The sequence below is a fragment of the Synechococcus sp. MVIR-18-1 genome (genome assembly GCF_014279835.1).
Taxonomy (GTDB): Bacteria; Cyanobacteriota; Cyanobacteriia; order PCC-6307; family Cyanobiaceae; genus Synechococcus_C.
On sequence record NZ_CP047942.1, the window covers coordinates 898,636 to 924,734 of the forward strand.

At 47.9% G+C, this 26,099-nt stretch carries 27 protein-coding genes and 1 tRNA gene; 11 read left to right on the plus strand and 17 right to left on the minus strand.

Annotation, left to right across the window (positions count from 1 at the left end; all coding sequences use genetic code 11):
• The 3 genes from SynMVIR181_RS04795 to SynMVIR181_RS04805 form a co-directional block, all read right to left on the minus strand.
• Complete coding sequence (locus tag SynMVIR181_RS04795) at positions 1 to 1,296, minus strand: glucose-6-phosphate dehydrogenase assembly protein OpcA (RefSeq protein ID WP_186590171.1); 1,296 nt, start codon at positions 1,294 to 1,296, stop codon at positions 1 to 3.
• Positions 1,297 to 1,352: 56 nt separating this feature from the next.
• A complete protein-coding gene (gene zwf, locus SynMVIR181_RS04800) occupies positions 1,353 to 2,876 on the minus strand; it encodes a glucose-6-phosphate dehydrogenase (protein ID WP_186590172.1) in 1,524 nt (507 codons plus the stop codon).
• A 158-nt stretch (positions 2,877 to 3,034) separates the two neighbouring features.
• A complete protein-coding gene (locus SynMVIR181_RS04805; RefSeq protein ID WP_186590173.1) occupies positions 3,035 to 4,189 on the minus strand; it encodes an FAD-binding oxidoreductase in 1,155 nt (384 codons plus the stop codon).
• A 186-nt stretch (positions 4,190 to 4,375) separates the two neighbouring features.
• Here SynMVIR181_RS04805 and SynMVIR181_RS04810 point away from each other — a divergent pair, with 186 nt between their 5' ends.
• Complete coding sequence (locus SynMVIR181_RS04810; RefSeq protein ID WP_186590512.1) at positions 4,376 to 4,873, plus strand: SRPBCC family protein; 498 nt, start codon at positions 4,376 to 4,378, stop codon at positions 4,871 to 4,873.
• A 210-nt stretch (positions 4,874 to 5,083) separates the two neighbouring features.
• On the opposite strand, the gene SynMVIR181_RS04815 is transcribed toward SynMVIR181_RS04810, so the two are convergent.
• Positions 5,084 to 5,156, minus strand: a tRNA-Glu gene (locus tag SynMVIR181_RS04815).
• 46 nt (positions 5,157 to 5,202) lie between these two features.
• Positions 5,203 to 6,354, minus strand: coding sequence for a histidine kinase (locus tag SynMVIR181_RS04820; protein WP_186590174.1), 1,152 nt, complete (start codon positions 6,352 to 6,354; stop codon positions 5,203 to 5,205).
• Positions 6,355 to 6,457: 103 nt separating this feature from the next.
• Here SynMVIR181_RS04820 and SynMVIR181_RS04825 point away from each other — a divergent pair, with 103 nt between their 5' ends.
• The 3 genes from SynMVIR181_RS04825 (at position 6,458) to pepN (ending at position 10,289) form a co-directional block, all read left to right on the plus strand.
• Positions 6,458 to 7,030 (plus strand): hypothetical protein, encoded by a 573-nt coding sequence (locus SynMVIR181_RS04825; protein WP_186590175.1) that lies wholly within the window; start codon positions 6,458 to 6,460, stop codon positions 7,028 to 7,030.
• A gap of 66 nt (positions 7,031 to 7,096) precedes the next feature.
• Complete coding sequence (locus tag SynMVIR181_RS04830; protein ID WP_186590513.1) at positions 7,097 to 7,558, plus strand: cAMP phosphodiesterase; 462 nt, start codon at positions 7,097 to 7,099, stop codon at positions 7,556 to 7,558.
• A gap of 100 nt (positions 7,559 to 7,658) precedes the next feature.
• Positions 7,659 to 10,289, plus strand: a complete 2,631-nt coding sequence (gene pepN / locus SynMVIR181_RS04835; RefSeq protein WP_186590176.1) for an aminopeptidase N — start codon at positions 7,659 to 7,661, stop codon at positions 10,287 to 10,289.
• A 118-nt stretch (positions 10,290 to 10,407) separates the two neighbouring features.
• Here pepN and SynMVIR181_RS04840 read toward each other — a convergent pair whose 3' ends face one another.
• From SynMVIR181_RS04840 to SynMVIR181_RS13245, 6 genes are all read right to left on the minus strand, one after another.
• A complete protein-coding gene (locus tag SynMVIR181_RS04840) occupies positions 10,408 to 11,526 on the minus strand; it encodes a glycoside hydrolase family 10 protein (RefSeq protein ID WP_186590177.1) in 1,119 nt (372 codons plus the stop codon).
• 515 nt (positions 11,527 to 12,041) lie between these two features.
• On the minus strand, positions 12,042 to 12,227 hold the full coding sequence (locus tag SynMVIR181_RS04845) for a hypothetical protein (protein ID WP_186590178.1): 186 nt from the start codon (positions 12,225 to 12,227) through the stop codon (positions 12,042 to 12,044).
• 202 nt (positions 12,228 to 12,429) lie between these two features.
• On the minus strand, positions 12,430 to 13,464 hold the full coding sequence (locus tag SynMVIR181_RS04850) for a chlorophyll a/b binding light-harvesting protein (protein WP_186590179.1): 1,035 nt from the start codon (positions 13,462 to 13,464) through the stop codon (positions 12,430 to 12,432).
• A 383-nt stretch (positions 13,465 to 13,847) separates the two neighbouring features.
• Positions 13,848 to 14,087, minus strand: a complete 240-nt coding sequence (locus SynMVIR181_RS04855; RefSeq protein WP_186590180.1) for a hypothetical protein — start codon at positions 14,085 to 14,087, stop codon at positions 13,848 to 13,850.
• A gap of 456 nt (positions 14,088 to 14,543) precedes the next feature.
• The gene (locus SynMVIR181_RS04860; protein ID WP_186590181.1) at positions 14,544 to 14,771 is read right to left on the minus strand and encodes a hypothetical protein; all 228 of its coding nucleotides are present in this window, start codon (positions 14,769 to 14,771) and stop codon (positions 14,544 to 14,546) included.
• A gap of 707 nt (positions 14,772 to 15,478) precedes the next feature.
• Positions 15,479 to 15,616 carry a high light inducible protein gene (locus SynMVIR181_RS13245; RefSeq protein WP_186590182.1) on the minus strand — a complete coding sequence of 46 codons (138 nt, stop codon included), beginning with the start codon at positions 15,614 to 15,616 and terminating at the stop codon, positions 15,479 to 15,481.
• A gap of 1,045 nt (positions 15,617 to 16,661) precedes the next feature.
• Between SynMVIR181_RS13245 and SynMVIR181_RS04870 the strand changes: the two genes are divergently transcribed.
• Together SynMVIR181_RS04870 and SynMVIR181_RS04875 are read left to right on the plus strand one after the other, a co-directional pair.
• The gene (locus SynMVIR181_RS04870) at positions 16,662 to 16,937 is read left to right on the plus strand and encodes a hypothetical protein (protein ID WP_186590183.1); all 276 of its coding nucleotides are present in this window, start codon (positions 16,662 to 16,664) and stop codon (positions 16,935 to 16,937) included.
• A gap of 313 nt (positions 16,938 to 17,250) precedes the next feature.
• The gene (locus SynMVIR181_RS04875) at positions 17,251 to 18,015 is read left to right on the plus strand and encodes a histidine phosphatase family protein (RefSeq protein ID WP_186590184.1); all 765 of its coding nucleotides are present in this window, start codon (positions 17,251 to 17,253) and stop codon (positions 18,013 to 18,015) included.
• Between the two features lie 1,060 nt (positions 18,016 to 19,075).
• Here SynMVIR181_RS04875 and SynMVIR181_RS04880 read toward each other — a convergent pair.
• Positions 19,076 to 19,306, minus strand: a complete 231-nt coding sequence (locus tag SynMVIR181_RS04880) for a hypothetical protein (protein ID WP_186590185.1) — start codon at positions 19,304 to 19,306, stop codon at positions 19,076 to 19,078.
• A 938-nt stretch (positions 19,307 to 20,244) separates the two neighbouring features.
• Between SynMVIR181_RS04880 and SynMVIR181_RS04885 the strand changes: the two genes are divergently transcribed.
• Positions 20,245 to 20,376 carry a photosystem II protein Y gene (locus SynMVIR181_RS04885; RefSeq protein WP_186590186.1) on the plus strand — a complete coding sequence of 44 codons (132 nt, stop codon included), beginning with the start codon at positions 20,245 to 20,247 and terminating at the stop codon, positions 20,374 to 20,376.
• 312 nt (positions 20,377 to 20,688) lie between these two features.
• On the opposite strand, the gene SynMVIR181_RS04890 is transcribed toward SynMVIR181_RS04885, so the two are convergent.
• On the minus strand, positions 20,689 to 20,874 hold the full coding sequence (locus SynMVIR181_RS04890; RefSeq protein ID WP_186590187.1) for a hypothetical protein: 186 nt from the start codon (positions 20,872 to 20,874) through the stop codon (positions 20,689 to 20,691).
• A gap of 210 nt (positions 20,875 to 21,084) precedes the next feature.
• On the opposite strand from SynMVIR181_RS04890, the gene SynMVIR181_RS04895 reads away from it, so the two are divergent.
• Positions 21,085 to 21,255 carry a hypothetical protein gene (locus tag SynMVIR181_RS04895; RefSeq protein ID WP_186590188.1) on the plus strand — a complete coding sequence of 57 codons (171 nt, stop codon included), beginning with the start codon at positions 21,085 to 21,087 and terminating at the stop codon, positions 21,253 to 21,255.
• Positions 21,256 to 21,551: 296 nt separating this feature from the next.
• Here the strand turns inward: SynMVIR181_RS04895 and SynMVIR181_RS13250 are convergent, their stop codons facing one another.
• Positions 21,552 to 21,689 carry a high light inducible protein gene (locus SynMVIR181_RS13250; protein WP_255444497.1) on the minus strand — a complete coding sequence of 46 codons (138 nt, stop codon included), beginning with the start codon at positions 21,687 to 21,689 and terminating at the stop codon, positions 21,552 to 21,554.
• Between the two features lie 1,375 nt (positions 21,690 to 23,064).
• The gene (locus SynMVIR181_RS13450) at positions 23,065 to 23,196 is read right to left on the minus strand and encodes a DUF3104 domain-containing protein (protein ID WP_370593877.1); all 132 of its coding nucleotides are present in this window, start codon (positions 23,194 to 23,196) and stop codon (positions 23,065 to 23,067) included.
• Positions 23,197 to 23,434: 238 nt separating this feature from the next.
• Here SynMVIR181_RS13450 and SynMVIR181_RS04905 point away from each other — a divergent pair, with 238 nt between their 5' ends.
• Positions 23,435 to 23,617 carry a hypothetical protein gene (locus tag SynMVIR181_RS04905; RefSeq protein WP_186590189.1) on the plus strand — a complete coding sequence of 61 codons (183 nt, stop codon included), beginning with the start codon at positions 23,435 to 23,437 and terminating at the stop codon, positions 23,615 to 23,617.
• A gap of 409 nt (positions 23,618 to 24,026) precedes the next feature.
• Here SynMVIR181_RS04905 and SynMVIR181_RS04910 read toward each other — a convergent pair whose 3' ends face one another.
• Positions 24,027 to 24,206, minus strand: coding sequence for a hypothetical protein (locus SynMVIR181_RS04910; RefSeq protein WP_255444449.1), 180 nt, complete (start codon positions 24,204 to 24,206; stop codon positions 24,027 to 24,029).
• A gap of 229 nt (positions 24,207 to 24,435) precedes the next feature.
• On the opposite strand from SynMVIR181_RS04910, the gene SynMVIR181_RS13160 reads away from it, so the two are divergent.
• Both SynMVIR181_RS13160 and SynMVIR181_RS04915 read left to right on the plus strand, forming a co-directional pair.
• On the plus strand, positions 24,436 to 24,585 hold the full coding sequence (locus SynMVIR181_RS13160) for a hypothetical protein (protein WP_222929426.1): 150 nt from the start codon (positions 24,436 to 24,438) through the stop codon (positions 24,583 to 24,585).
• Between the two features lie 160 nt (positions 24,586 to 24,745).
• Positions 24,746 to 24,901, plus strand: a complete 156-nt coding sequence (locus SynMVIR181_RS04915; RefSeq protein ID WP_186590190.1) for a hypothetical protein — start codon at positions 24,746 to 24,748, stop codon at positions 24,899 to 24,901.
• Between the two features lie 366 nt (positions 24,902 to 25,267).
• On the opposite strand, the gene SynMVIR181_RS04920 is transcribed toward SynMVIR181_RS04915, so the two are convergent.
• Complete coding sequence (locus SynMVIR181_RS04920) at positions 25,268 to 25,999, minus strand: phycobilisome rod-core linker polypeptide (protein WP_186590191.1); 732 nt, start codon at positions 25,997 to 25,999, stop codon at positions 25,268 to 25,270.
• Positions 26,000 to 26,099: the final 100 nt, after the last annotated feature.

A 26,099-nucleotide genomic window follows, 5' to 3' on the forward strand; every position in this document is an offset into this window, starting at 1 on the left:
TCAACTCAGAAGCTTGGCAGCCAGAGGGGCAGCTGCAGCTAGGAGCGGGTTTGAGGAGTCGTGCCCACCTTCAAGGAGGCGAGCCATGTCGGCTTCCACATGGGTATGGAGCAAGGGCACCACTTCTTCCACGAGTTCCATGCTGGCCATGCCCCCAGCTTCAAGGCGCATGCAACCCCCGGATTCTGCGCAGAGAATCACGCACATCGCCCCGCCATGCTCGGGTTTGGAAATCATCCGCAGTCCCACGATTTGTCCTGGATGAATGCTGGGTTGCCCCATGGGTACGGGAGACACCCGCAGCGGCACCTCTGTTCCATCAGGACGTTGGAACATCCCACTGATATCGGAATCGCCGGTTTTGGCATCATGCCGACCGGTCTCTTTCAGGGTCCAACCCAGTCGATCTGCAATCCAAGAGGCCAACAGAAGGCCTTGGACAGGGTGATCTCCCTCGACATCGATGTCGAGTTGCACCACATGGCTCAGGGCATCGCGGCGGTGCGGGGGATCAAACACCATCGCCAGGGTTTGATGCCAGCTGCCCAGCCTCAGCCAGTTGAGATCATTCACGGCTTGCCCGCTTGCGAGCCTGGTGGCGAGAAGGTTCAGGCAGTAAGAGGGATCACCAAGAGCGGAATCGAGAATCAGCCTGCGAGGACTGATCGAGAGCTGCTCCAATAGCTCAGGCGATTCATCGAGCGGCCCGTTCCACCACACCCAAGAGGGCAGGTCATCGGGAAGCAAGGGCTGCAAGGTGTCGAGTCCTTCCTGCAGGGCTTTCGTTCCACCGCGGAGCACCACCACATCACCACAGGCAACGGTGCCCCCGCCTTCTTCCGGTAAGGGGCAATAAGCGGCCACCAAGGTTTCCAACGGGCGTGTGGAATCCAAACTTGGCGCCAGGGTGATCAAGCGCCGTGGTCTGAGCGTGCTTAAGGCCCCGTCAACATGTTGACCACGAAGGTCATCACTGGTTTTGCTGCCATCAACCTTGGCCAGACTGTTTGACACCGAGCTCCCCAAGGGCGGGGTGCTGAGGGGGAGATCAAGCTCAAGGATTGCTTTCCGCCCAGCCTCTTCCACCTCGTCGCGTTGGACACCCATGATTGGGCCCTGGATTCTGCCCGTGCGGACCAGCTGTTGTTCCACCCAGGCTGGCTGCCAGATCAACAGGCAAAAGGTGTGGGCCCCAATGCTGCTGGCTTGGTCGCGGGACCACAATTGATTGAGGTAATTGGAAACCTCCGATGGAGGGAGCTCGAGGGGAGTTTGAAGCGTGAGCTGAGGGGACATGCTGCGGCCTGAAGGAGGGCGGTATCGAGGTGAGCTTGGGTGTTGTTTGGGGCTGTCTAGGGGCGACGCCAGAGCAGGCCGTCTCGTGCCAGCAGGGCGTCAGCAGCGGCAGGTCCCCAGGTGCGTGACTCGTAGGGATGGATCGGCAACTTCCAGGGGCTGTCTTCGATGAGTTCCAACAGAGGGGTATAGAGCCTCCAAGCTGCCTCGACTTCATCGCTCCGCGTGAACAGCGTTGGATCGCTCAACATCGCGTCCGCCAGTAGGCGTACATAGCCCTCATCAGAGGGTTCACCAAAGGATTCGTCGTAAGAGAATTCCATTTCGACAGGCCGGCTGCGCATGCCGGAACCTGGAGATTTCACTTCAAATTTGAACTCAGCACCCTCATCAGGCTGAATGCGCAGGATGAGCTGGTTGGCTGTTGGACTGCCACCGGCAGCATCGAAGAGGTGAACGGGTGCTTCGCGGAAGGTCAAGACCACTTCGCTCAGACGCTTGGCGAGGCGCTTGCCGGTGCGCACATAGAAAGGAACGCCCTGCCAGCGCCAGTTATCGATGAACAGCTTCATCGCCACGTACGTTTCCGTGGTGCTGTGGGGATCGACGCCTGGTTCTTGCCGGTAGCCGCTGAGAGGTGCGCCATCGCTTCCTCCCGGCCCGTATTGACCGCGGATGCAGCAGTTCCAGGGTTCAAGTTCATCGGCAAGGCGTGCCGCTTGAAGAACCTTGGCCTTTTCACTGCGGATGGCCTCTGGATCAAAACGTCCAGGGGTTTCCATGGCGGTGATCGCCAACATTTGGGTTAGGTGGTTTTGCACCATGTCGCGCAGGGCGCCAGAGGTTTCGTAGTAGCCGGCGCGTTCCTCCACTCCGACGGTTTCAGAGGCAGTGATCTGAACGCTGGAGATGTAGTTCCGATTCCAGATGGGCTCGAAAATCGCGTTGGCGAACCGCATCACCATGATGTTTTGGACCGTTTCCTTCCCGAGGTAGTGGTCGATGCGAAAGATCTGGTTCTCTTGGCCGCAGCCTTGAACCACCTTGTTTAGGGATTGGGCGCTGCCGTAGTCCCGTCCGAATGGTTTTTCAATGACAACGCGGCTGCGCTGGGGATCTTTCAGCAGGCCAGCATCGGCCAGGGCTCGGCAGCCACCCGCATAAAACTTCGGCGACACCGATAGGTAGAAGGTGCGGTTGCTTCGTGTGGCTCTTTGACGGTCGATCTCCTGAAGTCGACCCCCGAGCTTCACGACGTCTTCAGGTTTCTGAAGGTCCACCGGTTCGTAAAACATTCCGGCGGCAAATTGCTCCCACGCTTCGGGATGGTCGCGAACCTTGTCACCCATCGCCTCAGCCATTTTGCTGCGGAATTCTTCGTCGCTCCAAGGTCTTCTGGCGCAGCCCAGGAGGGCAAATTCGCTGGGAAGTCGTCGTTGCTGAAATAACTCGAAGAGGGCTGGAACCAGTTTGCGATGGGTGAGGTCGCCGCTCGCTCCAAAAATCACCAGGCACTGTGGAGCGATAACCCGTTCCTGTCGCAGCCCAACCCTGAGTGGGTTCGTGATCGTTGCGGTCATGGCTACAGCAGCTCTTAGGCAGGTTTAACCAGGATTTCTCGATCGGACAGCGCAATTGCTCCTGCAGGCCGTGTTTTGTGGCTGTCTCCTGAAAAACAACAGGATTAGACATTAAAAAAGCCCGCTTTTGGCGGGCTTGATTCATTTACATCAGAGGTTTAGTAAGTCTCAACGTGCCAGCGGTGAGCCTTCTTGAGTGCAGGGCGAAGCTCGGACCAATCGAGGCCTTTGGCCTCTGCTGCCGCAGACATGGCTTCATCAATACCGGGCTCCATGCCACGCAGACCGCAGATGTAAACGTGAGTTTTCGGATCTTCAATCATCGCGAAAATCTCATCAGCGTGTTCAGCAACCCGGTCTTGGATGTACATCCGACCACCTTTGGGATTCTGCTGTTCGCGGCTGATGGCTTTGGTGTAGCGGAAATTGTCGGGATATTCCTTCTCGTAATGAAGGAAGTCCTCGTCATAAAGCAGGTTGGCTGTCTTGGGTGCTCCCATGAACAACCAAGCTTTGCCTCGGAATTTCCATCCGTTCTCTTTTCGTTCCTTGGCCTCAAACATGCGACGCAGGTACGTGCGCATCGGGGCGATGCCGGTGCCGGTGGCCAGCATGATCACATTGGCTTCCTCGTCTTCAGGGAGGAGCATTTCTTTGCCAACGGGTCCTGTGATTTTGACCTTGGTTCCAGGCTCAACATCACAGAGGTAAGTCGAACAAACACCGTTGATGGTTTCTCCATCCAGTTCGTACTGAAGGTGTCGCACGCAGAGGGACACCGTGTTGCCCTCGAGGTTGTCGCCGTGGCGCGTACTTGCGATGGAGTACAAGCGCAGTTTGTGGGGCTTCCCTTTGGCGTCTTCGCCAGCGGGAACGATGCCGATGCTTTGACCTTCCACATATTCGAGTTGTGGATCACCACCGCTCAGATCGAAGGTGATGTGTTGCACCCGACCAATCGCGCCGTCTTTAAGGAGTGAATAATTTTCTGTGACTGTTCCCAAAAAGGGAGCTTTGGGTTTGTAGAGATTGACCGGCACAGCTTTGGCCGCGGGCTTTGGTTGGGAAGTAGTCACAGGCTTCGATCGTGCTGGGGGTGCGGATTTAATGGGTGCGGCTGCCGGCTCTGAGCCCGCTGGACTTACGGACTGGATGCGTGCCCCTGAAGAGAGGAGCATGCGCATCGTGTCGCGAAGCCGGCTGTAAGGGACGTTTAGGCGAGTGTGCTCTACGCGACGTCCACCCAATCCTGTGCAGACAATCGTAAATGTCCTTTCATCAGAGGTTGTCTGCGGAGACGCGTTTACTCGCATTGAAAACGTCCTGTTATGGCGCGACTATAAGCGTCACCACTGACTTGCAAATCAGTTTTCGCTGAATTGAAGTTTCTTCCTTAGAGTCAGCGTCATCAATCTCTCAGGATTAGAAGCGAAAACGGTTTGGCATCTTTCAGTGGTCTGACACAACTGAAGCGCGGCGAAACGCCCAGAGGAGAGGCGATGTCGTCGCATCACCAGCCCATTGAACAGACTGTTGAAAGGATGTCTGATGGCGTCCGCCGCCTTGCTGCTCAGCTGCTCACACCGGTATCTGCGGATCAGATCTGGGCTGTTTTGACGGATTACGACCAACTCAGTGCTTTCATTCCCAACCTTGCAAGCAGCCGGTTACTGCTTCGAGAAGGAAATAAAGTTCACTTGCAACAAGAGGGATGTCAGCAATTCCTAGGAATGAAATTTTCGGCTTCCGTAGAGCTTGTGCTTGAAGAATTTGCTCCTGAGGGGACGCTGAAATTCAAGATGAAAAAGGGTGATTTTCGGCGCTTTGAGGGAACCTGGAGGTTGAAAACCATGCCAGAAGCAACGGCTCTTTTCTACGAACTCACGGTTCAGGGATGTTTAGGGATGCCAATCGGCTTGATTGAGCAACGACTGCGTGACGATCTCACCACCAACCTCAAAGCAGTTGAAGCAGAAGCGCGACGCAGATCTCGTTAGTTGTTGGCTGATCTTTTGACAGCCTGATGCCAATCCATTGGATTGGGATTGGTTTTTTGTTGTTGCGTTCGACCGTGGTGGTCTAGATCTCCAGAACCTGGTGTGTGCCGTCTGCTTGCGGCCTAGTTCATCCACGGTTTGGCATAAAAAAACTCCCCCCGAGAGGAGAGTCTTTGATCAAACTCGATGAAATTTCATCCAGTTCTTCAGTAGCCCCAAGGGGATTCGAACCCCTGTCGCCTCCGTGAAAGGGAGGTGTCCTAGGCCTCTAGACGATGGGGCCAAGAACGTGATCGAAAAGTCTTCTGAACTTCCGCCACCCTGTGAAATTAAGGTTCAGCCTGACCCTCCGTCAAGACAACGTTCTCCTTCTCTTGACCTTGGCCCTGCCAGACGGGCACGTTGAAGGTGAAGCAAGCTCCTTTGTCTGGTTCTGAGATCACCCAGATCCGGCCGCCATGGACTTCAACAATGCGCCTGCAGACCGAGAGTCCAACCCCGAAGCCTGAGGCTCCAGCTGATGTTTGAGGGAGCCGGACGCGGTCAAGAAAAATGCGCTGTTGCTCTTCTTCCGGAATCCCTGGCCCGCTGTCGCAGATACTCACCTGCACCCACTGACTCGTGCGATGCAGCATGGTCAAGGAGATCAAACCTCCGTTGGGTGTGTACTTCAGCGCATTTTCCAGCAAATTCAGGAGCACCTGGCGCATCCTGCGCTGATCGGCAAACACCTTGGGAAGATCCGCAGGGATGTCGGTGTGGATGGTCACATCTCTGCCGAGCCAAAGTTTCTCGAGTTCCAGAATCGCTTCGGCGGCAACACTGGCTAAATCCAGGCGCTGGGGATTGAACAAGGCCTCCCAGCGTGTGCTCCCCACCTCCAACAGATCCATGGAAAGCAACGCGATTTCCTCGAGGCGTCTTTTGAGGACATCCCTGAATCGATGGATATCGATTTGGCCTAGTTCTTGACTTTGCACAGCAAGCGTGGCCGCGGTGAGTGGTGTACGCACTTCATGGGCCACCATGCGCAGCAAGCGCTCTTGGGCTTGCAGGCGGTCAATCAGGGTTTCGTTTTCCTGACGCAGCACCAGCAACTGATCCTCGAGCTGAAGCTCTCTTTGGGTGCGGCTGCCGTCGAGCTCTGTTGGCTTGAGACTCAAGCCAAGGCCACTCACCACCTCGTCTTGCTGCCAGCGCGGCAACCAGCCACGCAATTGCTGAAAGATGCTGCTGCCCGCAAACACCTGTTTTGGCTGCGGTTGCAGCTTCACCAACGATGGGGTGACAACCAAGCGGTGCAGTTCCAGCAACTCAGGTTGTTGGCTTGGATCTGAGATTTGAAGACTGACGTCGAACCCGCAATCTTCGTTCTGCAGGAATTCGACCAACTCGCGGAGGTCGCGGCTGGACAGATGGTGGCGACCAGCAACGAGTAACAAACTCAGTTGTTGGCGCGGATTGCGATCAATCCCATCCACCGACGGAGCTTCGCAATGTTGAGGCTTACCTTATGGGTTTTTGACCTGTCCCGCAGATCCGCTAAGAAGAAGGAGAACACTCTGTTGTTACCTAGGAGACGGCATGTCCCTTCTGCCGCTTGAACAACGGGGCTCAAAGCCACCGAACGGAGAGCCTCCAGTCTCCGAAAGGATGTACTTAGACAGCAATCTGAGGCGGTGGTTTGCGCGGAACCTTGGACTCTGGAGGTCTAGACGTCAATATCTTTTCAACAATGAGGAAGTCTTTTTCCTGGACATGATGATCCGGGTTGAGATCTTCTCGGAATTTCAATTTGGTGAGCCTCGCTACCGCTTCAGTTGGTGGCCTGAACGAGAAACAGACTTTTTTGATCGAAACCCCCGTTACGAGAAGGCCGGCGTCATGGAAGCCACATTGATGGGCCACCAACTCCAGCGGAATCGTGCCTACCTAGAGCCAACGGCTCACCGCACGCAGATCAGGCAGGTGGATGAACACGAAATGATCTTCGAATCTCATTATGGAGACTGGGATGTGCAGGAGTACACCCGGATGATTTATGACGACCGCTATCGCTCTCGAGCCATTTACAGCTGGCAAAACAACGTGCTCGAGATCGTTGAACATCACCACGAAACGCGTATGGAGGATGCCTCAGCTCCGATTCCGGCCTGAAAAGATCCTGTTCGGGTCAATTTGGGTCAAATTTGGACATCTTTCCACTAGCCCTAAGCGGTGAAGATGCGGCACCATGGCTGCGTATTCCGGTTTGATCCTTTGCGTCCCCTTAACCGACTCCGTTCTGCTCTGTCGGCACCATTGCTTTTGCTGCCTCTCTGCTTAGCAGCTCCTGCTGCGATGGCTCAGTCGGCCGCCAAGGCGCCAACGTCGCCTGCCAGCAATGATGACGTATTCCTGTATCGCGGCATGGGGTCGTCCTTCGTTTGCAACGCGCGCACAGCAGGGATTGAGTTCCCGAAAGCTGTTGGCGTTGCGGCGGCAACCTATGTCCAACTTCTGAATGGACGCCACGGCGGCAAGGTTGCATCCACAGGCAACAAGAAGCTGACCAATGAGCAGCTGTTTGCCGGTGCCGAATTTCAAATCATCACCGGTGCCATGCAGTTCTGTCCCGACAAGGTGCCTGCCGACGTCAAGACCAAGGTGGAAGAAGCGTTGAAGAAAGCCAAGGCTGCAAAATAAGCCGATCCTCTCGGCGTGAGAGTGGAGACACCCAGTTCAGGCTTGGTGCCTCCACGGCAGTGACGCCTGCACGCCAAGATCGGTGTAGAGACTCCTGTACATGGCTACCGCCTCCACCACTGCTCCGACGATCCGGCTGAAGGATTACAAGCCTTTTCCCTGTCGCATTCCATCCATTGCTTTGGATGTGGTGATCGGCTCTGATTCGGTTGAGGTCAGCTCGCGCATGGAGCTGACTCCGGTGTTGGGATCGGAGCCGCAAGCCCTCGAGCTTCAAGGGGTGGATTTGCGCTTGCAATCGATTGCCATCGATCACCACGAGCTCAAACCCTCTGACTACAGCATTACTTCGGAAAAACTGATCATTCACCAGCCCCCGCAGGTGCCTTTTCAGCTCAAGACGGTGTGCAGGATTGACCCGCAGGCCAATACCTCGCTTGAAGGCCTTTATGCCAGTGGGGGGATGTTGACCACCCAGTGCGAAGCCGAGGGATTTAGGCGGATTACTTACCACCCGGATCGTCCCGATGTGCTCAGTCGGTTCACGGTTCGCATCGAGGCCGATCGCGAGCGTTATCCGGTGTTGCTCTCCAATGGCAACGCCTTAAGCGCTGGGCCCCTCGCTGGTGATCCCACCCGCCATGAGGTGACATGGGAGGACCCGTCCCTGAAGCCCTCCTATCTGTTTGCCCTTGTGGCCGGTGATCTTCACGAGGTTCGCGATCGGTTCGTCACCCTTTCGGGACGCAACGTGAGCCTGAGGCTTCACGTGGAGCCAGGCGATGAGCCCTTCACAGCCCATGCCATGGAGTCGTTGAAGCGATCGATGGCCTGGGATGAACAGGTGTATGGCTTGGAATATGACCTTGATGAATTCAATACCGTTGCGGTGCGCCACTTCAACATGGGCGCGATGGAGAATAAAAGCCTCAATATTTTTAACTCCAAGTTGGTTCTTGCCGATGCAGAAACAGCATCAGATGCCGAACTTGAGCGGATTGAAAGTGTTGTTGCCCACGAGTATTTCCACAATTGGTCTGGCAATCGCATCACCTGCCGTGATTGGTTTCAGCTGTCCTTAAAGGAAGGGCTCACTGTCTTTAGGGATCAATGTTTTACGGCTGATCTTCATTCAGAGGCTTTAAAGCGTATTGAGGATGCGGCCATGCTCCGCAATACGCAGTTTCGAGAAGACGCAGGTCCAACAGCCCACCCTGTGAAGCCAGATGCTTATCAAGCCATCGATAATTTTTATACGACCACGATTTATGAGAAGGGTGCTGAGTTAATACGCATGCTCAGAACGCTTCTGGGCGAGACACGATTCATGCGTGGTATGGCGCTGTATTTCAAACGCCATGACGGAGAAGCTGCCACGACGGACGATTTTGTAGCGGCGATTGCTGAGGGTGCATGTCTTGAAGGTGAGCCGCTTGGTTTTGATTTAAATCAGTTCAAACGTTGGTATGAACAAGCCGGTACTCCCACGGTGACCGTGGAGCGCACCTGGGATTCCACCAGCGGGGTGTTGCGCCTGAACTTGCGTCAAAGCACGCCTCCAACACCGGGGCAGCCGCAGAAGCAGCCCTTGGTGATTCCCTTGCTATGGACCGTGGTCCCAGCCAATGGGGAGCCTGGGGAAGAGCAGCTTCTCGTGTTTGATCAGGAGGAGCACACGCTGGAACTCAAGGGGCTGCCGTGTTCAGAACAGCCCCCTGCTCTTTCACTCTTCAGGCAATTTTCTGCTCCAGTGCACTGGGAAGCGAGTCAAGAGCCAGCTGAGCTGTTCACCCTTTTGGCCTGCGACAACGATCCATTTGCCCGTTGGGATGCGGGGCAGCAGCTCTGGCGAAGGCTGTTGTTGGCTCGGGCCTCTGGAACTCCGAATGCCGATCTGGAAGGCCAGATGTTGGAGGCTTTGACCAAGCTCTTGGCTCCAGATGGAGAACAAGATTCAGCAGTGCTCTCCACATTGATGGCCTTTCCCGGCGGCCCTGAGTTGGAAGCACTTCAGCAGGAGGCTGACCCCCCCGCTTTGTACCGAGCGGCGTGCGAGCTGCGCGAGCAATTTGGTCAGTCTTTGGCCCCCCTGTTGCGGGAGCGGCTGAATGGTGTCGCGCCCGATCTTGCACTGGCATGGCCCGAGGGTCAGGGTCAGCGGCAACTCACCGGCTTGGTCTGGGCCTGGCTGGCTGCAGCTGGTGATTCAGCGGTGCGCAAAGCTGCTTTGGCTGCCGTCGGTGGTCCGTCGATGACCTTGGCACGTGCCGCTCTGCGGGCTCTTCAGCCTTTGGACTGCCCAGAACGAGAGGAAGCGTTGCGTCAATTCCACGATCGTTGGCAAGAGAAGCCAGTGATCTTTGACAGCTGGTTTGCCTTGGAGGCATCAACGCCTCGGGCGGATGGCTTGCAACGGGTGGCTTCCCTTTTGCAGCATCCACGCTTTGATCCGATGGCGCCCAATGCGGTGCGTGCGGTGTTGGGTGGATTCGCTGGCAACCTTTTGGTGTTTCACGCAGAGGATGGCAGTGGCTATCGGTTCATGGCGGAACAAATCATTGCCTTGGATCAGCGCAATGCGATTACCGCATCGCGCTTGGCAAAGGTCTTTAGTCGTTGGGGCACCTACAGCTCCAAGCGCCAAGCGCTTGTAAAGGCAGCCCTGCATCAACTCTCCTCTGCCCAGCTTTCCTCCAACACCCGAGAGGTTGTGCAGATGATGTTGGGATAAAGGTAGCTCAACTAAAATATGACTTGATGATTGGAGAGAGTGGGCGAATTTGCTCGACTCTCCTCTGATCATAAGCTGATTGGAATCACTATCATTCACCTTGATTGGTGGGCTCTAATTATTGTTCAGGGCCCATCTGCTTGAAGACTTGTTTACGGTATTGAGCCCCTTCTGATCCAGAATGTTTTCCCCATAATCCCTCCCAGTAAAAGTAAATCACCCCGTATCCACGATCATTTGCTAGCCGAACCTTCTCTTTTAAAATATTCATCGAGGTGGTTCGTTTGCCAAAGCCAGCTAAAACTCCAATCGAGATGGGGATGCCCCATTCGCGGGCTTTGCGTAGGGCAGGCTGGTCGAGATCTTTGGCATATCCCCTGAGGGAATAGGCATAGTTTTGAACAACAAGATCATCAATCAGCTGTCCTACCGCCCAGAGCTCCCAATCTTGAAGCCAATTGTTGTAGGCAAACCGAAATGGCCCTGGTGACAAACTAATTCGTACTGGAAGCGATTCTTGTTCCAAGCGAATGCGAAGTTCGCGAAGAAGACCAGTGAGCTGGCGGCGACGCCAGGTCATCCAATAACGATTGGTGTAGTCGCGGGGTGGAGCAATGCCGAATTCAGCTTCATAAAGCCCAGATGTGTAAGGGTCGTAGCCCAATTCCACAGGCCAAGCGAAGTGGTCATCGAGTTGCAGGCCGTCCATCCGGCAGCGTTTCATGACCTCAACCACGAGACCAATGAATCGCTCTCGCACTTGTGGGTGTGCAGGATTGAGCCACACCATCTCCTTGCCGTGCATTTTCATTACCGGGTCACCATTAGCCCGTGACAACACCCAGTCCGGATTGTTTTGAACCACCTCTGCCGAGGCGGGCTCCATTAATCCGTACTCAAACCAGGGAACCACTTTCATCCCGCGTTTGTGAGCTTCTTTGCTCAGGGTGCAAATGGGGTCAACCGTGACACCAGCGCTCTTTAGGGCGGGCTCAATCGGTGCAAATTCACTGGTGTGAAAGGTCGTTCCACGACTCCAAACATTGGGATAAAGCACGGAGAATCCTGCTTGCTCAAGCTCATCGACGGCTTGCTTGATGTTCTGCTGGTCGTAGTACAGCGGGCTAGGACTGTTGGTGAGCCAGACCCCCAACGCCTGTTTTCGCTCAACACTCGGTAAACGACTTTTACTCAGCAGCACGTTTGTGCCCTGGCCAAACGTGGCTGGCGGGGCCATGAACAGGCTGAAAGGCAGGCAGAGGGCCAAAAAAAAGTGACGCAACAGCACAGATCAAGCTTGGGTTGAGTTAGCGGAACATCGGGGCATAAGCCAGTCACAGCCAACGTTTAATGCAGTGATTGCCCGAGTTAAACAGTGCTGTTGTGCAATGCTCATGCCTCCATTCTGACCCAGATCAACAGCGTCACTGTTGGAGCCACAGATGGGCAAAGAAATAGAAGCGCGAGCACGCACGTGTGTCTTACGCGCCCACGCCTGCCCGCCCCTGCGTTACAGGTTGACCCGCTCATCCCTGACCTGATCACGGTTGTTGTTCTTCGATTAGAGCAACCATCCAGTCAGCGCCAGGGATTTCAGCCCCTAAGGCCCTACCCACCCCACCCTATTGATCGATCTGGGCTTGGGCGGCAGCATCATCATCATCACCCGGGCAGGTATTTTTACTTACGCCACGGGGTATAAGGGGTTTTTGGGGCAGACGCTATTAGGTACAGGCTTCAGAAATTTGCAACCTATTTGCCCTGGCAATCTTCTTCGTCGTAGAGAAAGTTCAGGCTCGTCACAGGGCTGCTGAGATCACCTGTGAGCTCTGAATCAGGCTTCAAGGCCACTCCGCTATTCGACAACCATTTGACCGCCTCTGCAAGGAGCCTGGGATTCACTTCACCCACGATGTTGCCTGCCGATCTGAAACTCATCCTTTCGAGTGAGTGGGTCTCAATCCGTTTTGGGGATGTGGATGACAGGCATTCTTGATAGTTGCTCGTAATAAAGCTTGTTCAAGAAGGAGATCTCCTGCCCTTAAGAGAACTAACTAAGTCTTTCTCTACTTGAAATTCATAAAAATGACCCCCCTGCTGAACAAAGAGGCCATTTCCGTCAATAATAAGTGAATGCTGTTTAATTTACCTTAACTGTATCCATTGAGTCTAAGGCTTTAGAGACACTCTTGAAATCAAAACCCATGCTCCTCAAAGCATGCCAGAAGTGGCCCTGTAGGAAGAAAAAAGCCAAGTAAAAGTGTGTATTAGCAAGCCATGCTCTTGCGGTATGCCCATTGTTTAATACAGATACTGTATCACTAAAATAGGGGGAGAATGCAAAATTGAGCTTTAAAGCCTCGCCATAGAATTCAACTGGATAAATCGTTGTATTCTGTGCACACCATATACTTGTCACGAAGCCCATTAGCGCGATTCCTGCAAGTGAATAGGAAAGAATTGCTTCTCCAGAGTAGATGAGTATTTTCTTGAAGGGACCAAATGGACTTGTGACAATGTGCCAAACCCCACCAATGGTTAATATAAAAGCTAATACTGCATGGCCCCCTATTACGTCTTCCAAACTGCTAATGGACAGGAAATTAGTCTGATAGCCCCACACCATCCCTAGGTCAATGTTGGGTTCAACCTTGCGAACTGCGCCAATGGCAGTGTCGTAAATTCCGTGGTGCTGTGCCCATTCAACAAAAGCAATTGCACCCAGGCCTAAAAAGATGAGATGGTGCCCAAGAATAAAAGTAAGTTTCTTGGGATTATCCCATTCAAAATGGAATTTTTCCGCTCGTCCTTCTGCCTTGGATAAATCCTTGGGAGCTCTGAGGGTGTGCCAAATACCAGCAGCTCCTAATACCGCAGAAGAGACCAAGTGAAATGCAGCTATAGCAATGTAAGGCTCTGTATTGGTGATAGTTGCATCTGCACCAAGGCCTAAGCCTAATGAAGCCAAATGAGGAAGAAGGATTAATCCTTGCTCCCCCATGGGCAGCAACGAGTCATAACGAGCCAACTCAAAGAGTGTGAATGCTCCAGCCCAAAACATGATGAGGCCTGCATGTGCTGCATGAGCAGCAATGAAAGAACCAGACCGACTCGCGACCCCTGAATTACCTGCCCACCAGTCATAACTGACTGATGGCTTCCCATAGGATTGCATTTGTTGATTTACTTAGGCATTGTCAGATTAAACAGCTTAGTGACGCCATTGGTCTGTTCTTTAACATTTTTTTGACTGAACAATTGGGCTGTAAATAAGGCATACAAGGATGCTTAAAAGACACAAGCTAATGGCTAATATCTTCCCACAACTCGTCTCTATGATTCCAACTCTCAGTATAAAATGCGCTCATATTCTCTTCAAAAGCTTCTTTCCGAGGCATCAAATGTTTTCTTCGTAGAGCTCGCTTCGCGTACTATTTGAAATTACTTCTTTCTAATGGCGTTATCAGAATTTGAAATCATTGTTGGTGGTTTGACCTCTATACCGGTACTTGCAAGTGTTTTCTTTGTAGTTGAAAAAATATATGGCTCTAAGAATTATCAAAGGAAGCCAGTGAAAGCTTCGCCCGCTCCCAAGTCAACGGCTCCTAAGCCTCCTGCCTCCAAGGCTTCTACCTCCAAGGCTGCTGCCTCAAAGACAGCTGCTCCAGAGCAACAAGATGGATCCAGCGTTAAGCCTCCCTCGACGAAGACTCCATCAACGAAGCTAAAGACATCTATTCCGACCAAGAAAAGTGCCGCTTCAACTCCTGCATCGGTACCTGACCAGGTTGAGTCCATTCAGACAAAAGTTTCTACGCCAGCTGAGAAAAACCCTGAGAGCTCCAAAGATACTTCCTCATAAAAGATGGACTTAGATATACTTAAAGGTCTACTTATGAGAAAATATTAAAGCTATTTTTCGCCTTATCAGCTTAAGTAAAATTAAATTTTAACCTGGTATTTGTCGATATTTGAGTTATCTTCCATTCATGTGATCATTGCCTCACCTGTTTGTTCTTGAGGCTTTGATTAAATAAAATATGTCCAAAATCTCTTTCTTACAGCAAATCGAATCCAGAGTCCAATGCTGACTAGCATTAATGCTAAAAACGTCATGCCCATGACCCACAGACTTGTCTTTTCAGTGCCCAGAAAATCAATACAGTGATAGTAGCCACCACATAAAAATAATATGAATCCTATCGTTCTGAAGTTTTCGAGTCCGTAAGGAGGGCTTGTTGATTTCTGCATGATTCAATTGACGTATTTGTTGACGAATGTAAACCAAAGAATCATTGTTGCTACTGCTGATGGAATAATTGCCAGCAAAGCACTTTCTGCCTCACTTCCGTCGACGATTAATGGCATGACGACAAGAGCAAAGAACAATACGAATATTGCATTGAGGATTGATCTAGATCGAAAATGTGATGCCATGAAGCCTGCTGTTTTTAGTTTGAATGCAGTTGCAAGACCTTCCATTCATCTATCTGCTAACTCTTGAACTGTAGTGTTCCTACGTTGACAAGCCTGCATCCTTATACATGACAGAGAATCATCTGATCGCTCTTGAGCCTTTTTTTGCTGTATTTGGATAGATGGTAAAGCCCAATGCTTTGGTTGATCTCCTCTTGTTTTTAATCTGCCTGACAGCATTTCAATTTAGTTGCCTATTGGCCACTTCTTATAACCTTTTCTAGCATCTATATTTTATCAAGCCTTAGGCAGGCAAATCCTAAATTGCTATCGGTGCGAAATGATTAGTTTTGTCTACCTGTTTTATGGCTATTAACTTGGTAGGCATACTCCTCCCACGCCAAATGACTTGATTGTCCAAGCATTGACCATCGGCATTGGTAATACTTAATTTCTAAATTGCATTAGCGGCATGTTGCTGAAGAGGGCGCTGCCCTTGTAACTTCGATGGGTTATTCTGACGAGTTAGCGAATTGCTTTCAACAAAAAAGCCTGCACAGATTTAACTCCTTGCAGGCACTTTTTCGATCACTAATAGTTTGCTTGGTTTGACTTCTAGAAAAGATTGGCCGTACTCACTAGTGAAGTCCATAGATGGCGTATGGCTATGTTGCCTCCAATGCCAAGTACTGCAATGAATGCTGCGAAATAAAAGAGCTGGAAATGCCCAGTTCTGTTATTGGGCATCCAGACGTCGGTTTCTAGAGCAGGTTTCACCCTAGACCTACCTGGGAAAGAATCCCCTGTCCTGTTAGGAGCTCTGTACCTAGACCAATGACGAAACCCAGCATCGCGAGGCGCCCATTCCATTGTTCTGCAAAGAATGAGAAGCCAAATTTTGAATCACTCATCTGAGTTAAGAAATCTGAAGAAACTGTAACAGATTATTGCGCTTTCCGGCCTGTCTGTTCTTTTTCACCTTTCTTGTTGCTTCTCGCTAAGGGGCTGCTTCAAGTGATTTCCAGGAACCAGTGCGCTTGCCGCGCAAGCAATCAGTGCCCTTCCAAGCTTGCGTCCACACATATTTTGTCTGGCGGAGCGTCAAAGAGGTATTTGTTTAGGCGTGTCTTAATCGATTTTCTATGACGGGACCACTTTCTCTGCAAAATTTTTCATGCGTTTTGTTCATTGCAAGGGAATGATATTTATTTGTCGGTAATGACCAATTATGAATTCATCTGCAAAGCACTCAATCTTGCTAGACATAGGTGAATCTCCTTCAAAGCGGGTTTTCAATTGTGCTTATGGAATTGATCCAGAAATAGTTCTACTCTCTACAAATTTCTATTATTGTATGCAGCCATCTTTAATTGCTTTTGCATTCTTTTTTTAAGACACTATCGCTGTTGCCATGTTGACACCTTAAGAGTCATGCGAGAGTGAAGCCCCAGTCGTCACTACTGCAGGGCGCTCCAGGAGATGGACGGTGTTTTAAAAACCTAACGTTTAGGCCTCTAATTCGCTTTACAATTCAAGGTACTGTCCCTCAACCTCGCGCGGGCTTCTAAATCGCGAAAGGTTGATGGTTGTGGGACTGTTGACCCCGTCCAAAGAGTCACCTATCTATTTTTCTCCAATAGCAGACTTCATTAGTGTGAAAAGTTCTCAATAGCTGTGACTTATGAGCGTGATGCCTGCACAAAAGCGAGGCATTCTCTCTTGCTCCCTTGACCTCTAGCACTGGGACTCTCTGAGAAAGGGAAGGTTCGGACCGTAAATTTGAAAGGTGGATGTCTTCTCCTTCTTCTGGGGCTATAAAGAGTCACTTTTCCCTAAGGTGTTGACTGGAGCAATCAATACTTGACACGGAGTTGTGATTGCGGTTACGCGCCTATCTGTTTTTTGTCATAAATTGAATCTAAGACTCAAGGATAATGAATCAGTTTTGATTCTCAGATGAAACCAATTAAAAGGCGTAATCAGCCTCAAGGTCATGCAAGTAATTCAATTAGCATTTTTGATAAAATATCTAGCAATCCAAGCTTTTGTCGCGATGAGTGGAAACCATCAAAAGACGAGCTTGAAGGGGAAATAAATGATGCTATTGAGTCAATAAGGTTTGCTGTTTTGAGCCTACAGCTAAAGATAAAAGCTACTGACCAGTATGTACTCGGATTGCTAGATGTCGTGGCCGATGACTACAGAGCTCAACGGCCATCAGGGAAAAACTGAAGTAATGATTCTTCCATAAAGCCAGCTCTGTTTAGGTGCAACTTAATAGTAACCACCAGTCGGAATTCTTGTGGATTGTGGAGAGAGCAATCCTGCTCACTCCTTTTACTCCCTTGAAGCATATAAATAGTTTTAGTATTTGCTATTGCTATGTGATTAGCGTATTGGAATTCTTCGCTGACCCCAGGTCACTTTTGCATTACTGGCCGAGCTTATTAATGCGGCGGTTTTGTATCAACGATGACATCTATTCGTAATTTGCAAGATGATTGATCAATTGGCATGGCTTTGAATATTTGAAACACTTTTTCCTATGATCAAAAAACTTTCCTTGGCCTTAGTTCTCATGATGCTAGGAGCATGTTCGTCGGAGTCGGATACTAAGGAATCCACAAATGATACCGCATCCCAAGAACAACTGTCCGCAGACAGAAGTGGTGTAGAAGCCTATGAGCAAAACGACACCACCCTTTCCGGGGAGCAGAACAACAAAGAGTTTGTCAACAAACTCGACGACAAAGCTCTTGTCAGCGCTCTGAGGGATGGTGGTCATGTCATTTACCTTCGACATACTAAAACTGTTAAAGATTGGGGTGACCAGGTCAGCCCTTCACTTGATCTCTCCGACTGCAATACCCAGCGTCGCCTGAGTACTGAAGGTAAAGCTGATGCCAAAGTGATCGGCGAAGGTATTAAGGCGGCAGGTATTCCCGTTGGAGATGTCATTTCAAGCGATTACTGCCGTGCATACAACACAGCTGATCTAGCTTTCGGCACCTACACCAAGAACTCAAAACTGAACTTCCTGCCCTGTGTTGAGTGCACTCCGGAGGGCTACAAAGAATACGCGACGCGCGTTTCTCCTTTGATGTCCGCGAAGCCTGAGTCTGGAAAAAACACGTTCTTAGTTGGACATGATGATCCTTTCCAGGGAGTGACAATGCCTGTCGTTCCAGCTGAGGGTATTTATCCCGAACCGATGGGTGTTGCCTATATTGCAAAACCCCTTGGTGATGGCAAGTTCGATCTGGTCGCCAAGATTAAGCCTAATCAGTGGCAATCGTTGGCTCAACTCTGATCTGTCCTCTACTGCAAGTCCTTTAGAGGTAGCTGGCTCATTGATTGAGCCAGCTTTTTTAATTCGATGAGTATCTATATCATGATTCGTGTTTGTTATTTACTGGCTTGATGCTTTGATTTATTTGAATTTCTGTTTTTGAATTGCATCTAGGTGAGATCATCGTGGTTCGTAGTAGTCTTTATAGGCTTCGCTTTTTTCATGAAATCCAAGGGTATACCTCCATAAATCGTTATTATTATGGGAATGAATACCATCCCTACGATTAGAAGGCCAATAGGCTGCTGTTGTTCATATTCCCTTGTGGCCGCATAAATAGCCAAAGTACAAACAACAGCATAAAGTGACATTGAAGTTATGAATTTTAGCACTTTGATTTATTTGTATATTTTTTACTTTAGGAAACCGTGTCGTATTTAGTGGCATTTGTCGCTACGGCTGAGACTGTCTTTGATTACCTGGCATGGTGACTAAAGAAGATCAGGCTCCGTTCTTAGTATAGTTTGGCAATAAAAAATCGGTATTAATGGTTTTCGATTCCCAGGGGCAAGATTTTCTAGCCTGATTGAGTCTAGACAAGGATAAAACCGTTTTCTATCTCTTACAAAAATAATACGCTGTAAGTTTTCTGGTGTAGTTCGTTTATCTGGTGTCTTACATCGACTCGGTCTTGGATTCGATCATGTTTCTCTAAGCAAAAAAAAGCCGCCCTGTCCAGGAGCGACTTGGTGTATGCGCCACCGTGTTGACCAAACGGTGCCTTCTTCTATTAAAACTAAATGAGAGCCAATTGTCCCAGCGATAAGAACAATTTAATTACTCACTTGTTATGAGGGGTTGTAACTTATGCAATTCTCTCAGTTGTTGGGGAATAGATGTGATCGTGCACAAATTAGACTTGAAAAGCCTTCAGTCACAGCCTTATTACTGATTCGACGATGCTTGTCTCCGTTGTCTCCTCTGAACTGTTGGGTTTGACACCTCTCCTGTATTTGTGAGTGGGGCGTTTGTATTTATACCAATGCCAGTACGTTATGCATATAATTCACTTGTTGTGAGCTTATTGCTCCTCCTCTTCTTCTTCCATTTTCATTATTAGCTCTTTATTCTCTTCTGAATAACATGTTTTTATGAAATCTCCAGGTGTAAAGCTGTCATAGCTTTCGGCCTCGAATTCTATTTCTCCACTTTTAATCTTTTCTAATACTTCATTTGGCTCTAAGCCTGCGGGCGCTTTTACCGTGATGTGATAGATAGTGGGAAACTTTAGCGCCCAAGAGTAAATAGACAAGTTTTAAATACAGAAGATATTTTTATTTTAACTTCCTCCGCTGTTCTATTGCTCTGTCATCTGATTCATTTGCATGTAGTTCAATTGCTTCTTCCACCCTGCCATCAGTTCATGTGGTGGCTGGTTTGGGGTTTGGGCCAGCTGAAAGTAAGAAATGTATTCTAGATAGAGGGTGGTAGTAAGCATTCTCTTGTTTGGTTGGTTTCGACTATTTTTGTTTAATATCCTCTGAATTTTCTTGATCCTAAGCTATGGCCTTGCATTGTTTATTTGTTTCTTTTATTCGTCAGACGGATTACTTCGCTTTTGGTTTTAATTCTTGCAAGCCAAGGTTCTTTTGGAGGTGAACAGTATTTGAAAAGGATTTATTGAAGTTTGTTTTCATTCCTCTCCGATTAGGATGATCCATATTTTTCTCTGGAAATGGGCTAAAGCTTCGATTTAAATACTTTTACTGGCTTTTTACCCCTTAAAAATTTTAGAATTTTCTTTTAACCAATTTCTAATTTGCTTTTTTGTTTATGTGAAGGGAGTCTTGATAAATCTCTAATTCTTTTTTTGCAGTAATCCATTCGTCTAGAAGGTTAGATGTCTGGTAGTCTTTCCAGTTTATTTCGCAAGAAATGACTCGAGCATGCAATGCTCTTTCTGTTTTAGTTCTAAATCGGATAGTACCGCTATCAAGAGGGGCAATTGCAAAATAATACCAGTTTGGTGTAACCACAAATCTCTCCTATTCCTTCTATCAAAGCGTAGCAAGGATCTTGTTGGACTATTAAACGAAATAATCTTTCTGATTCAGTATGACAAGATGCTATTTCATTTTAGTCACAACTAATTTACTTTCTTCCCTGCCATTTGATGCATTGATATGTAAGAAAGGCTTTACTTGTTTTGTTTTTGGTATGTAATCTATTCAAATCAGGTTTTGAAAGGCTATGGATTGGCGAATAATTGCTGTTTTTACGCCCATTGTGCTAGCAATCTCTTGGGCTGTCTTTAATATAGGGCGTGCGGCGTTGGGACAGCTGCAATTAGCTGTCAAGGATTTCAAGAAAAATCAATCATGATCAGCTTAGTGTGTTTCGATCCTCCAGGTTTTTAGCTTCTGTTTTATGAGCCTTTTGCTCTAAATCTTTAGTTTTATATTATTGGGTTCAGTAAGTATTGGGTTTTTGCTTATGATGGGGTGAGTTATTGCTTTTTCTTTCTTCTCTTTTGAAAAGTATTTGCTGTTGTGATTGTCTCAATTAGGCCCCGCCTCACTGTGGTTAGGATTTATTGATTTGTCAAAAGTTCTGTCAATCCCCGCGTTGGATTTGATTTAATAGCCCTTCATCTTCCTGTTCTAATATTGTTTTGAATAGAAGAATGGTGGTATCTTAGATGAAGTAATAAGTTTCTATTACTTCTAACTCGTCGTCAACGAGCTCTATGGCTATTAAGCTCATTTCATTCTGCCTTGATATTAAATCAGCCCAGGCTGTCTTTGCTAGTTCAAGCGTTTCATAAGTTCCAGAACTGTTTTCTTCTTCTACATCGCATTGAAAAATTTGATAGGGAGGCATGTTCAGTTTTTTTGGAGTTTTTTAGGCTTTTTTGGGCTTTTTGATCTGTTTTCGTTAGAGTGATTCTAAGTCTTGCTGCTATCTATCGGTTAGTGCATAAATGCCTATCACTCTATCTCCTGTCATCTATTACTTGAGAATGTTGTATTGGTTAATAGTCTCAGATTGCTTAGCCTCCATGATTGAGATGTATTGTTATTTTCTTCCCTAATGGTTTCTTTGTTTATCGAAGCATGGCCTGTTGAACTAACTTATGGAGACAATCAAGTTTTGGTTTTGGGAACATGGGTTTTTATGCTTACAACGTGTATGGCTCTACTGCTTGGTGCGATTTCAATGTTTGAAGAGGATATTCCTGAACCGGGTAGAAGGAACAAGTGAAGTTATTATTGCCTAGCTAGATAGCGCAAGAGGCCACAAATATTTCTTTATAACTATCGATCCTCATGGATGCCGACTGTTTAATGTAGATAAACTCCTCCGATAGAGCACAGGGTTTTACTCAATAATATGTTTCTTTCTTGAGGCATATAGGGTTTTATGGATAACAGTAGTGAATCTGAAGTGAGGCATATGTCATGATCTTGGTTTCCAGTTCATAAAATCTACACAAAAAAAGAGCTGGATATATCCAACTCTTTTTTATTCTTGGCTAGATCTTAGGTAGCTAGTCGGCTTCAACCGAGACTGATTTGAGAAATAATGCCTCGACCAGTCAGAAGTTCCGTACTGAGGCCTTTCACGAAGCCCATCATTGCAAGCCTCCCGTTCCACTGCTCAGCGAAGGATGAGAAACCAAATCTCGATTTCCTAATTTGAGTTTAAAATTTTAAGGTATCTTAAGTTTGTTGCGCACCATGCGGCTTAGGCATGTTTCTTTCCTGTTATTTCAATAGTAGATGCCCGCTTGTTTGTTCCTCTCGCGAAAGGTCAGCTTCAAATGGTTGTCAAGGAAAGAGTGCTCTTGCTGTGCAAGCAATCAGTAACATTCCAATTTTTCATTCCAATGTCTTTTTTTGGGAAATCATTTATGCCCCCCTGAACCTTTCTGACATTGCGGTTTTTCAGTTGCTCCCATGGAATTCCTCCAAAATAATTTTGATATATCCCAAGTTCGTCACGGTGTATTCAGCTATCTTGAATTATTAGTGTTTTTCTTGTTCAAGAAGAGTTACCTTTGATGCTTTGATGAAGCCTGACAGAGATGAATCAGGCAAGCCCCAGCAGTATTCCTAGAGTGGCAGTCTTTCACCTTGATAGGGTTTTAATATCGTACCGTTTTGGTCTTTACCTCGTTGCATCAAAAAAGTAATGTCCCTCAACCTTTCGCGGGCTTCTAAATCGCGAAAGTTTGATGTCTGTGGGACTGTTGACCCCGTCCAAAGAGTCACCTATCTATTTTGTCTCATAACAGACTTGGTTCGTGCAAAAAGCTCTCATGAGCTGTGACTTATGACTACAATCACTAAGCCAATATGTGCACTCTTTCTCTTTTTTCTTTGCCCTTTAGTGCTGAGACTCTCTACGGAATGCGAGGCCTTATACCTTTTATATAAAAGTAAGGCACTTCATCAATCCAACTGGACTAGATAATGCCTCATCAGCTACATCGTTCTGTGCTTTATGACCTAAGCGGACATGAGCAACTTTGGTTCGACCAAGTAAGAAGTTGTTTGTTGTATCTACGCAACATGCTTCGAAGAAGCCACTCCCTCACTGAGTGGGTTTTTGATGCCAACTCTCATGTGTCATTCCAACTGTGCAGCTAACGCCTCATTAGCAACACCTTTAAGTCAATTGAGCCTGGTCGGCCTGTGCTTTATGGCTTGGGCGGACACGAGCAACTTGGTTTGACTTAGTGAGCAGTTGACGGGTATGCCTATCGAGGAGACACAGCAGATTTCTTACTTCCCATCCAACTGACTATTGGATGATGACGCAACGTTCAAGCGGAGCCGCTTCTGTCCAGGGGGTGGCTTTTTTATTGCCTTCTGTCGTGGGTCAATCCAACTGTCCAGCTAACGCCTCATCAGCAACATCGTTCTGTGCTTAATGCCTTTAGTGCAAGGCCCTTGCTTGATTTGACTGAGTGAGTCGTTGATGGAGGAAGAGTTCTTTATTCGGTTTTGGATTAAACAGTTCGTTCCTGTAAGCCACCCATTGGCGTAGGTTGTTTTTTTATGCCTTATTTTATGGGATTCCGTGAGTAACTGTATCGCCTTCTACCCAGGCGATTTCTGCGTTGTCAACGTTGGCGATCTGGAACATGGTGTTCACCCTCGGGTCTCTCGCTCCGCCTTCAAACCAGATGACCTGCCCCATGAATCAGTCGCCGTTGCCCTTCTGAGCCACCTGCTGTTGAGTCTGAACAATCACGATCTTGCCTGGACGAACTGAAACTCATTTGCTCGAGTGAGTTGGTCTCACCCCAATGGGTAATCTCGCCAATCTGCTCGGATGTGGCAGCAGCAGCCTGATTACTCCCGATACAAAGAGAAGCTCAACTGTGAAGGCTGGCTGGTCAATAGGCCAGAAGGGATGCTCCTCCAGATCAAGCCCAATGCAGCAACGCAACATGCTCAGTTGGGCCATTCATAACTTGATGGCCGCGGCTGGTGTTGGCATCAAACACAAGCAGCCATACGTCACTGTTGGTGCCGTACGCGAACTTGATGCGTTGTTGGGCCTTGTACTCAAAACCAATTCTCCCACTTTTTTACTGTTGCAGGCATTTGTGGGTTAGCGCCAAATACGAGCAATAACCCAGGCAAAAATGCCACAAGTGATAGCGAAGCCGATAGTTGCAAACGACCCCATCAATGGGGGTACTGCCCAACTTGGAACTAAGTAAGACAGGTACCACAGCACATTGCGTAGAGCGCCGCTGCCTAGGCACCAAACAGGTAACCAGTACATGGCTGGAACAAAGAGCACCGACAGGACTGTCGTAGTGACAATTTGCTGGGTTCTGTTCATACAGTCATTTAGGGGCAACGTCCCACATGGCGAATTTCGTAATGAACCGCTTTTCGCAAGTGAGGTTGCGACTGATTAAGTAAAATTCCTTTAACAGCTTACAGATGAAACCACTGTTCCTTATGTAGTTAGAAGATATAAAAAGAGCGATAGCTCATGCCTGAACGTGTTGTGATTTATCCAATCCCCATCATTGGGGCCATCCATTCCGCATGAATTGCTGCAAGCATAGACATGTCAAAGGCATGAACAGCTGGATTGGTTTTATCGACAAACCACAAGACTCCAAACGGAGCATTAATAACAAGTTGCAGCTTCCATCGCCAAGTCACGATTTTCCAAATCTTTTGGAGCAACGGCTTTGGCTCAACAGATGGATCTGTCATCATCGTCACCAAATGGATTTCTAATATGGCTTTCTACAGCTGAGTTGTGTGTCCGCCAGAGGAGAGGCGAGTTACAAACCACTTTCAACCTCGATGGGACCTTGATTTGTTCGGACGAATCCAAAAAGAGATTCTCGTCGCTTAAATACCGATGAAGGGGAAGTGTTGTGAATCTTGGCTTATTCTGAGATCAAGCCCCGTGGCCATCGGTGAGGATGGTGGATATTTGCTTCGAGAATTGCCTCATCAAGTTGCGGCTTTGATTTTGATAATTTTCTTTTTATTACCGAAAATCCAAGAAAGCACTAAATGCTTTCATCCTTATTCAAGAATTGCTGTGATCAGATGAGATCTGTTTCGCAACTCTTCAGCGGAATGCCCTTTAATGCCCCGACTCTTTAGCGCAGACACAATACCTATTCTCATTTATTACCAGAGATTGTGACTATTTTTCCCAAGTAGCTAAATCCTGCGAATAAAATTTTACGACTTCAACATCAGTCAAAAACATGGATCTTCGTCTTGTTGAGCTGCTTGGGAAGTATCAGGAAGAAGAGCTTGAAGCAATAGAAATATGGTTTAACCATACGCAGCCATTGGCTCTTGAAATCATGGGAAGCATGAAGATTGCGCGAGGTACCATTAAAAGGGAACAAAAACCGTAAGTGTTTTCTGCGGATGGTTGAAAGGCCATTTCTTTTTCATAAATGACCTATTTATACTCACATTTTATTACATACATATTTTGAAAATCTGATCTGTTTTTTTATTTTCAGGCAATCTTGCTTGCAAGTATTTAGTATTGTTTCTTTATATCAAACTATAAATAGTGTCGCTTGAGCCTTTTGATTTAAATGCCTCACGAAAATGATCATTCTCTTTGTTTTGATGACTTGTATATTATTAATTCCTGTATTAGCAGCAACCTAAAATCAGACGCTTTGGATATATGGTTAATTACTGGTTTGTTTTTGGGCTTATTGAGCTAATCACCTCTTCTTATGTTCAAGATAAAAATACACGGCCTAGTATTAGTTGATTGTGAACGTTGATTTGAAAATTGCTAAGACTATCCAGATCGAAATTCCTATGGATGTCGTGAGTGTAAGGATCCATAATGTTAGAGCTCTACCTGTTGGCTTGTCATAAAGTAGCTTTTCAATTGATGTCTTATTGCTGAAGAGTAAATGGTCAGAAATTGACATCATTAACTTGCTTGATGTCAGTTTTCTCTGCCACTCAGCGCCGTATCTTGGATATTGTTGATATAAGGGGATTGAGCCTTTTTCACGTCCTGGAAGAATTCTAGAGACCTCGCTTGGAGGTATATCGTATCCAAATCGATTCATGTACTCGTCACTATCTAGCACATAGTCTATAAAATATTCAAACCCCTTTTCCCCAATGATTATCGATAGTGCTAAACATTCTGCTCCATTGTATGCTTTTCTCCCAAGAGCTCTGGCTATTACTTGTTCTGCCAATCGATAGTTGTTGTTGCATTCGATATAACCGCGTCGAAATCGATCAGACAAAAAGAGTCCTCGAATAAAATCCCGTATAGTGATCGAATTATTGCGAAGTTGTGATTCAAGATAAACTTCCCTATCGCTTTCCAACAGGTGAAAAAATACTTGTTGATAGCAGCTCTTTATTGCTTTTTCTGATTCATCCTCTAGGGCGATTTCTATGTTTTGATTGCTGACTGCCTTCACCCTCGAATTTTGGGTTGAGAGAGTGAAACTCTTTGAGGGAATTGTCATATTATTTTGATAATAGTTTCATGCTATGCTCGTTGTTACGCCATGATCTGTATATTGGTAACAATGCAGCGTATCAATGGTGGCTTTGCATTGCTTATAA

Excerpts from the sequence above, each read along its gene's own strand:
- SynMVIR181_RS04795 (WP_186590171.1), bottom strand. The coding sequence starts at position 1,296 with ATGTCCCCTCAGCTCACGCTTCAAACTCCCCTCGAGCTCCCTCCATCG.
- zwf (WP_186590172.1), bottom strand. The coding sequence starts at position 2,876 with ATGACCGCAACGATCACGAACCCACTCAGGGTTGGGCTGCGACAGGAA.
- SynMVIR181_RS04805 (WP_186590173.1), bottom strand. The coding sequence starts at position 4,189 with ATGCGAGTAAACGCGTCTCCGCAGACAACCTCTGATGAAAGGACATTT.
- SynMVIR181_RS04810 (WP_186590512.1), top strand. The coding sequence starts at position 4,376 with ATGTCGTCGCATCACCAGCCCATTGAACAGACTGTTGAAAGGATGTCT.
- SynMVIR181_RS04825 (WP_186590175.1), top strand. The coding sequence starts at position 6,458 with ATGTCCCTTCTGCCGCTTGAACAACGGGGCTCAAAGCCACCGAACGGA.
- SynMVIR181_RS04830 (WP_186590513.1), top strand. The coding sequence starts at position 7,097 with ATGCGGCACCATGGCTGCGTATTCCGGTTTGATCCTTTGCGTCCCCTT.
- pepN (WP_186590176.1), top strand. The coding sequence starts at position 7,659 with ATGGCTACCGCCTCCACCACTGCTCCGACGATCCGGCTGAAGGATTAC.
- SynMVIR181_RS04840 (WP_186590177.1), bottom strand. The coding sequence starts at position 11,526 with ATGGCCCCGCCAGCCACGTTTGGCCAGGGCACAAACGTGCTGCTGAGT.
- SynMVIR181_RS04845 (WP_186590178.1), bottom strand. The coding sequence starts at position 12,227 with ATGAGTTTCAGATCGGCAGGCAACATCGTGGGTGAAGTGAATCCCAGG.
- SynMVIR181_RS04850 (WP_186590179.1), bottom strand. The coding sequence starts at position 13,464 with ATGCAATCCTATGGGAAGCCATCAGTCAGTTATGACTGGTGGGCAGGT.
- SynMVIR181_RS04855 (WP_186590180.1), bottom strand. The coding sequence starts at position 14,087 with ATGGACTCAACCTGGTCAGGTACCGATGCAGGAGTTGAAGCGGCACTT.
- SynMVIR181_RS04860 (WP_186590181.1), bottom strand. The coding sequence starts at position 14,771 with ATGGAAGGTCTTGCAACTGCATTCAAACTAAAAACAGCAGGCTTCATG.
- SynMVIR181_RS13245 (WP_186590182.1), bottom strand. The coding sequence starts at position 15,616 with ATGAGTGATTCAAAATTTGGCTTCTCATTCTTTGCAGAACAATGGAAT.
- SynMVIR181_RS04870 (WP_186590183.1), top strand. The coding sequence starts at position 16,662 with ATGAAACCAATTAAAAGGCGTAATCAGCCTCAAGGTCATGCAAGTAAT.
- SynMVIR181_RS04875 (WP_186590184.1), top strand. The coding sequence starts at position 17,251 with ATGATCAAAAAACTTTCCTTGGCCTTAGTTCTCATGATGCTAGGAGCA.
- SynMVIR181_RS04885 (WP_186590186.1), top strand. The coding sequence starts at position 20,245 with ATGGATTGGCGAATAATTGCTGTTTTTACGCCCATTGTGCTAGCAATC.
- SynMVIR181_RS04890 (WP_186590187.1), bottom strand. The coding sequence starts at position 20,874 with ATGCCTCCCTATCAAATTTTTCAATGCGATGTAGAAGAAGAAAACAGT.
- SynMVIR181_RS04895 (WP_186590188.1), top strand. The coding sequence starts at position 21,085 with ATGGTTTCTTTGTTTATCGAAGCATGGCCTGTTGAACTAACTTATGGA.
- SynMVIR181_RS13450 (WP_370593877.1), bottom strand. The coding sequence starts at position 23,196 with ATGGGGCAGGTCATCTGGTTTGAAGGCGGAGCGAGAGACCCGAGGGTG.
- SynMVIR181_RS04905 (WP_186590189.1), top strand. The coding sequence starts at position 23,435 with ATGCAGCAACGCAACATGCTCAGTTGGGCCATTCATAACTTGATGGCC.
- SynMVIR181_RS04915 (WP_186590190.1), top strand. The coding sequence starts at position 24,746 with ATGGATCTTCGTCTTGTTGAGCTGCTTGGGAAGTATCAGGAAGAAGAG.
- SynMVIR181_RS04920 (WP_186590191.1), bottom strand. The coding sequence starts at position 25,999 with ATGACAATTCCCTCAAAGAGTTTCACTCTCTCAACCCAAAATTCGAGG.